Source organism: Rhodoplanes roseus, assembly GCF_003258865.1.
In the GTDB taxonomy this organism is placed as follows: Bacteria; Pseudomonadota; Alphaproteobacteria; order Rhizobiales; family Xanthobacteraceae; genus Rhodoplanes; species Rhodoplanes roseus.
The window spans coordinates 1-6354 of sequence record NZ_NPEX01000248.1; the positions used below are offsets into that span (position 1 = coordinate 1).

A 6354-nucleotide genomic window follows, 5' to 3' on the forward strand; every position below is an offset into this window, starting at 1 on the left:
TCGCCGAGCTTCTCCTGGCTCATGCCGAGCATCATGCGGCGCATGCGGACCCGACCGCCGACGTGGCGGTCGACCGGGCGCGGCGCCTTCTTGGTGGTGTCCATGGATCTCCTCCTGGGTTGGGCGGTCATGCCGCGCTGGGCGGTGGATCGGAGTCGCCGGGGACGGTGCCGGCGGCGACGTTGACGATCGGAGGGAGGCCGAGCGCCCGGCGGCAGAGCGCGGCCCAGATGCGGTCGTCGCGTTCCCACTGCAGGACGTGAAAGCGCGCGCCGTCCGCCGGGACGCCGCCGGTGAGTTGCGGCCGCGGACGGCCGACGATCGACACGATGCTGGCCGAGGTCGGGGGACGATCGCGGAGGCCGACCTGACGCGCCTGCTTCTCCTGACAGCCGAAGTTGACCCGGGCGACGCCGACGGTTCGGAGCCGCTGCTGCGCCACCAGGGCAGGGCCACCAGCGATCGGAATCACAGCGGCGGGTGAGTGACCCGCCTTCTCGCGCGGGCGGCGCGGGTAGCAATCCAGGAAGCGGATGTCGGCCTCAGACATGGATCATGCTCCGCTCGCTTCCGCCTTCGGATGTGGCCGCCGCCGCGAGGGCGCGCCGCACCGGGGAGAGGTGCTGCTCCCACAGGAGCCAGAGGCGAGGCATGTCGCCGGCGACCAGCGCCTCGAGCCAGCCATCCGCCAGGGCGGCCGCGAACCCGCGGTCCGCGTCGAGCACGACGCGCCGGAGTGAGCCGCGCTCGCCGTCGAGGCGCTCGATCATCTCGGCGGCCATGATCCGGGTCGGCTGCTGGATCGCCCGCAGGCGGGAGACAATCTCGCTGGCCGACAGCGCGGCGAGGGGGCGTGGCTCCGGCATCCTCGTCAGGCTCCTGCGAGGGACTTCAGGGCGGCGCCGAGCGACAGCACCAGGACGAAGAGGCCGGCGCTGCCGACGAGGTCGGCGAGGGTGTCGAGCCGCACCAGCTCGGCCAGTGGCTCGACGACGAACTCGGTGAGCAGCGCTTTCACGACACGGCCCTCGGCGCCGCCGCGGCGCCGGCCAGGCCGGGTAGCGCCGTGGCGCGGCGCGCCAGATGCCGGGCGGTGAAGCGGCTGGCGAGGCCTCTCGCCTCGTCGAGCAGAGCGCCGATCGCCCGGCTCTTCCAGCCGGCGGCGAGCAGCACCGTCACGGCCGCGTCGTCGGAGACCTCGGCATCGACGCCGGCCAGCACCAAGTCGGCTGCCATGCGGGCGAGCAGGCCGATGCGGTCGATCGCGGCCAGTGTGTCGGGCGACACCGTGTGGTCTTCGGTTTGCATCACGTCACCTGAAGCTGGGCAGGGTGGCTTGATCCGCGTGAGACATTGGGACTAGCTCGCCCCGGTTAGGTCCCTAAGATAAGGATCGCCCGCTGCGTGCACTCTGCACGCGACGGGCGTCACCTGCGGCAGTCGGAAGGAGGGGTCGTGTCGACGGAATTGGAAGGGCGTATCGCCGCACTCGAGCAGAGGCAGGACGACGTCGAGGAGAGCGTCGAAGCCTTTGCGATGGCGCTTCAGGTGTTTCTGGTCGAGTACGGACTGCAACTCGGATCGCGCGCGCCCGATGGGACCGCGTGGCTCGGCGAAGTCGTCGGCGCCATCCATCGCCGGATCGACTCGCAGGAGCAGCTGCGTCAGCCCGATTGCAGCCCCCGCGCGCCGGAAATGGCCCGCCGCGTCGTCGACCGCGTGGCTGCCCACTTGAAGCTCGCTTTGGAACTCGAGAGGCAGCGCTAGCGGCGAGTAGCCAGGGCTCTCCGTGAGTAATCGAGTGAACTCGACGCGGTGTTCCGGCGTGCCGTGCATCGTGTCGCTCTCCAGTTGTGGAGAGAACGATAGTCCGGGATATTTCCCACGTCAACGTTAAAGTGGGAAATGTCCCGGTTGCGGTAAACGCGCCGGTGGCAGAGGCTTCCGGACGCGACTACGACGATGCGCGCGTGAGGATTGCAGCCGTGTCACGCTGGTTTCTAACGCTGGCTGTTCTTCTGGTCATGTCGGCCTCGACCTGGGCCCAGCCGGCTGAGCCTCCCGCAAGGCCGGGCCATGGCTTTCTGCGAATCGCGGACCTTCCTGCCAGGACCCTCGCGGTTGCTTACTTCTCCGTCGTGAGCCTGGAGAGTTGCTACCTCGGTTCCGTTCGGGCAATCAGCCGGGCCGAACTCGATGAAGCAATCCGGATGGTGCGGGAAGTCGAGAAGGCCGTCGTGGCACTGCGGCCGGACCTGGACACGACGCTTCTCTATCAGGACGCGGTGCGGCTCGGTTTTCAGTACTATGCGACGTCACGGGATCCTGCGCCATGGATCTGCGCTCGCGACCTCACGGCAATCCTCGAGACCCACCGGGCGGCGACGACCGGAGAATGTCCTGTCGCCGGGGTGTGGCCTAACTGCCGCTGACCTCCGTCAGTGCGGCTCAAGCCGGATCACGACTGCTGCCCATGACGGCTCGACATCAGTGATCGTGCTCTCATCCGCCTGGGAGATCAGATCATAACCTTGGCCGCTCCGGGCAGACCGGAGTTGCTTGATCAGCACACGATCGTCGGGAAGCCCGACGACGCAAAGGCGGCCGATCTGGTCTTCGGTCACCGGGCGCCTCACATCCTCGTAGAATGCCAGCCAGCGGTTGAAGAGTCGCCCTAGGCTGTCACCCCGAATTTCAACCGCCACCGTGCCGCGCGGCAAGCCATCCGGGACCGGGATCTCGTCGAGGTCTCCCTGCGCAACGGCGTAGTAGTGAGCTGCGTCCCCCGCCCCGACATAACCAACGACTCGAACGACACGTTGTCCCTCCCGCTTAGCCCGCGGCTCTTCCTCACCTTCTCCGAAGGCCAACCAACTCGGCGTCGTCCGAAGCACTGGCGCCAGGCGCTCGATCGTCCGAATGCTGGGCAGGTTCTTCGGCTTCCGCCTGATGTCGCGAATCGCATCGCGGCCCAACCCGGCCTCCACGGCCGCGGCCAGCTCTGCTTTTCCGATCTCCGCGAGGCGTCTCGCAATCCGCTCGTAGACGACTTCGGGTGTGGTTTCTGCCGACCTGAGCTTCATGCTGGGACATACCCCGATACGGGGGCGCTTCGGCATCGGGACATGCCCCACGATTGAGGCTTGTTCAGGTGGGAGATTTCCCATACAGTCTCCCGCCATGATCGACATTGCCCAGTTCCTCAGGCTCGTGTCCGCGTACGGAGAAGCATCCGGGCTCGCGGAGTCGACGATCTCCGGCCGCCTGTTCGACGACGGCAAGCGCATCGGGATGCTGCGCGACGGCCGCGACGTCGGGATCCGGAAAGTGCAGGCGGCCGTCATCTGGCTGTCGGAGAACTGGCCGGCCGACCATCCGTGGCCCGCCGACATCCCGCGCCCCACCCACTTCGTGGAGAGCGCGTCGTGACCCACCACGCCACCATCATGACCAGCCATTCCGGCGGAGTCCGCCGGAATGCTCACCGCTAATTCCGGAGGATCGCATGAGCACCGCTGCCGTTTCCGCCGCGCCCGAAGAGCCGTCCGACTGTTCCGACTGCTTCGATCTGTGAGGAATGGGGACGATGCCCGACGAGGTCGACATCCCGCGCCGCTCCCGGCTCGACTTGAACACCTACACCGAGCTGCTGATCCGCGAAGCGATCACCAGCGTCGAAGGGCTCGGTGCCGATCCACGGCTCACGACGGCCGTGACGCTCATGTCGGAGGCGCTCGGCAAGGTCGCCGACGTGATCGACGAGCGTCTCGGGGAAGCACGCTGATGGCCTTCCGCCCCTACAAGCCGCGCGACTACGGGACCACCAAGGACGTCGTGACGCGCCTGTTCGACGCCGTGGACGGCGGCATCAAGCGGGTCGCCTTCTGGCTGCGGCGCTCGCCGACCCAGACCCAGGCCTATTCGGACCCGGCCTGTCCGGACGAGCTGACGCTCGACCAGGCGCGTCGCATCGCCGACGCGGCGCCCGCAGCCGCCATCGTGCTGGCCGAGGACTTCGCCGCCGCGGCGGGCGGCGTGTTCCTGCCCTGCGCCACCACGACGTGCCGGTTCGAAGGCCTCGTCGCCAAGAGCGCGAAAGAGTGGGGCGAGTTCGTCTCGGCCGTCGTCGACGCCCTGGCCGACGGCCGCATCGACGCAGGCGAGCGGCGGGCCGTGCTGGCCGAGCTCGACCAGGTGCTGCACGCGCTTGCCGCGGCGCGAACCGAGCTGACCCACGAGGGCTGCGCGGCCGCGCCTGCGGCCGCGGCCGATGTCGAGACCCGGGCGACTGATTCACCGAACGACCGACCGAGGCGCCGCCGATGATCACCATGGCGACCAGCTCGATCGAGTGCATGAAGCCCGCCGCCTCCGGCGTGATGAAGCCGTTCATCATGGCGAGCAGGCTGCCGGCGACGCCGGCATAGACGCCGCTGACCACGAAGGCCGCGAGCTTCTTCTTCGCCACGTCGACCCCGACCCCGGCCGCCGCCACCTCGCTGTCGTGCAGCGCCCGCAGCGCCCGGCCGCTCGGGCTCGCCAGGATGTTGAGGGCCAGCACGGCGCCGATCATCAGCGCGCCGCCCGTGATCCAGTACCAGGTGGAGACTCCGGAGACGCGCCAGCCGAACAGCACCATGCGGGGCACCTGCATGCCGTCCGGGCCGCCCGTGACGGCGGATTCGCTGGTCAGCACCAGCGCGACGATCAGCCCGAAGCCGAGCGTCGCGATGGCGAGATAGTAGCCCTTGAGCCGCAGGATCGGCTTGCCGACCGCATAGGCGACGAGGCCGCACAGCACGGCGCCGAGCAGCAGCGAGAGCAGCGGATCGAGCCCGAGCTTCGCCGGCCCCACCGCCACGGCGTAAGCCCCGATGCCGATGAAGCCGGCATGCCCGAGGCTCACCTGCCCGGCATAGCCGGTGAGGATCGTGAGACCCAGCGCCGCGAGCGAAAAGATCCACACCAGCGCGGCGACCCGCAGATAGAACGACGACGGCGCCAGCACCGGCACCACCGCGATGATCGCGGCGAGCAGCAGCAGCACGGCGATGCGGGAGGAGAGAGTTTTTCTGAGCATCATCGGAGGTCCGCATGCTGGGCGCAGGCTGCTGCCCCCCACCCCCGACCCCTCCCCGCCACGCGCTTCGCGCGCGGGAGGAGGGGAGCCGAAGCGCCTCGACGTGGTGAACGACGAGACGAATGGAGAGTCGAAGCGCCGCGGCTCTCGAACGTGGTTGAGGCGAAGGCGCCTCCACTCCCCTCCCCCCATTCGCATTTGCGAATGGCGGGGAGGGGTCGGGGGTGGGGGGCCGGCCGCGCATCCGCACGCGAGGGGACGGAGATCCTTTCACACTCTCGCCGCATCACACCCGCTCCACGCTGCGGCGGCCGAACAGGCCCTGCGGCATCACCAGCAGCACCACCAGAATGGCGACGAAGGCGACGGCGTCCTTGTAGGTGGAGGACAGATAGCCGGCGCCGAAGGCCTCCATCAGGCCGATCAGCAGGCCGCCGACCACGGCGCCGATGGGATTGCCCATGCCGCCGACCATGGCGGCGGCGAAGCCTTTTAGCGCGAACAGCGTGCCGACGTCGTAGCGGGTGAGCGTGATCGGCGTGACCAGAATGCCGCCGATGGCGCCGATCGCCGCCGAGAGGCCGAAGGCGAGCGCCAGAACGACCGTGACGTTGATGCCGACGAGCCGCGCGGCGAGGCGATTGGCGGCGGTCGCCAGCACGGCCTTGCCGATCAGAGTCCGTTCGAGGAACAGCCACAGGCCGAGCACCAGCACCAGCATGCCGCCGATCACCCAGAAGCTCTGCGGCAGGATGGTGGCGCCGCCGACCGCGATGGGCGCCGTGCCGGAGAACGCCGGCAGCGAGTGGAACTGCTTGTCGAAGACGAGCTGCGCCACGCCCTTGATGAAGATCGAGGCGCCGATCGTGATCATGATCAGCGACACCGGCGAGGCGCCGCGCGCCGGCTCGATGGCGAGGCGATGCAGCAGGAGGCCGACCAGCACGGCGGCCAGGATGGCGATGAAGGCGGCGACCGGCAGCGCGAGGCCGGCGGCCATCAGGAAAACGGTTCCCATGCCGCCGATCATGACGAAATCGCCCTGGGCGAAGTTGATGACGTCGGAGGCGTTGTAGACCAGCGTGAATCCCAGCGCGACCAGCGCATAGACGGCGCCGACCGTCAGTCCCGAGAACACGAGCTGGAGAAATTCGGCCATGGGCGTCTCGCGCGGATGGGCATGGAGCCGAGGCCGTCATCCTGAGGTGCTCGGCCGAAGGCCGAGCCTCGAAGGATGTCGGCGCCGAGGCCCGGGCCGCCGCCCTTCGAGGGCC

The 6354-nt window shown here is 68.8% G+C and carries 11 protein-coding genes and 2 pseudogenes; 5 read left to right on the plus strand and 8 right to left on the minus strand.

From position 1 onward, the window contains the following. From CH341_RS36040 to CH341_RS24570, 5 genes and pseudogenes are all read right to left on the minus strand, one after another. Positions 1–104, minus strand: a pseudogene (locus CH341_RS36040) (helix-turn-helix domain-containing protein); the annotation flags it as partial. Positions 105–127: 23 nt separating this feature from the next. Next, a complete protein-coding gene (locus CH341_RS24560; protein ID WP_146604609.1) occupies positions 128–550 on the minus strand; it encodes a hypothetical protein in 423 nt (140 codons plus the stop codon). Beyond that, the gene (locus CH341_RS24565) at positions 543–866 is read right to left on the minus strand and encodes a hypothetical protein (RefSeq protein ID WP_111421614.1); all 324 of its coding nucleotides are present in this window, start codon (positions 864–866) and stop codon (positions 543–545) included. Before CH341_RS24565 ends, CH341_RS24560 begins: the two co-directional genes overlap by 8 nt. 5 nt (positions 867–871) lie before the next feature. Continuing rightward, positions 872–1018, minus strand: a complete 147-nt coding sequence (locus tag CH341_RS34410) for a hypothetical protein (protein WP_170149789.1) — start codon at positions 1016–1018, stop codon at positions 872–874. Then, positions 1015–1308 (minus strand): hypothetical protein, encoded by a 294-nt coding sequence (locus tag CH341_RS24570; RefSeq protein ID WP_111421615.1) that lies wholly within the window; start codon positions 1306–1308, stop codon positions 1015–1017. The genes CH341_RS34410 and CH341_RS24570 overlap by 4 nt, the downstream gene beginning before the upstream one ends. A 147-nt stretch (positions 1309–1455) precedes the next feature. Between CH341_RS24570 and CH341_RS24575 the strand changes: the two genes are divergently transcribed. Together CH341_RS24575 and CH341_RS24580 are read left to right on the plus strand one after the other, a co-directional pair. Next, positions 1456–1767 carry a hypothetical protein gene (locus CH341_RS24575; protein WP_111421616.1) on the plus strand — a complete coding sequence of 104 codons (312 nt, stop codon included), beginning with the start codon at positions 1456–1458 and terminating at the stop codon, positions 1765–1767. 218 nt (positions 1768–1985) lie between these two features. After that, on the plus strand, positions 1986–2432 hold the full coding sequence (locus CH341_RS24580; RefSeq protein WP_111421617.1) for a hypothetical protein: 447 nt from the start codon (positions 1986–1988) through the stop codon (positions 2430–2432). Positions 2433–2438: 6 nt separating this feature from the next. On the opposite strand, the gene CH341_RS24585 is transcribed toward CH341_RS24580, so the two are convergent. Beyond that, entirely contained in the window at positions 2439–3083 is a 645-nt protein-coding gene (locus CH341_RS24585; protein WP_111421618.1) for a phage repressor protein, read from the minus strand. 97 nt (positions 3084–3180) lie between these two features. Between CH341_RS24585 and CH341_RS24590 the strand changes: the two genes are divergently transcribed. The 3 genes from CH341_RS24590 to CH341_RS36505 all read left to right on the plus strand — a co-directional run bounded on the left by CH341_RS24590 (position 3181) and on the right by CH341_RS36505 (position 4326). Continuing rightward, the gene (locus CH341_RS24590; RefSeq protein ID WP_111421619.1) at positions 3181–3429 is read left to right on the plus strand and encodes a hypothetical protein; all 249 of its coding nucleotides are present in this window, start codon (positions 3181–3183) and stop codon (positions 3427–3429) included. 157 nt (positions 3430–3586) lie between these two features. After that, positions 3587–3784, plus strand: a complete 198-nt coding sequence (locus CH341_RS24595; RefSeq protein ID WP_146604610.1) for a hypothetical protein — start codon at positions 3587–3589, stop codon at positions 3782–3784. After that, entirely contained in the window at positions 3784–4326 is a 543-nt protein-coding gene (locus CH341_RS36505; RefSeq protein ID WP_425376209.1) for a phage regulatory CII family protein, read from the plus strand. Before CH341_RS24595 ends, CH341_RS36505 begins: the two co-directional genes overlap by 1 nt. Here the strand turns inward: CH341_RS36505 and CH341_RS36045 are convergent. Beyond that, positions 4316–5080, minus strand: a pseudogene (locus tag CH341_RS36045) (branched-chain amino acid ABC transporter permease); the annotation flags it as partial. The gene CH341_RS36505 and the pseudogene CH341_RS36045 overlap by 11 nt on opposite strands. Before the next feature lie 286 nt (positions 5081–5366). Beyond that, on the minus strand, positions 5367–6239 hold the full coding sequence (locus CH341_RS24605; protein ID WP_111421621.1) for a branched-chain amino acid ABC transporter permease: 873 nt from the start codon (positions 6237–6239) through the stop codon (positions 5367–5369). Positions 6240–6354 lie beyond the last annotated feature (115 nt).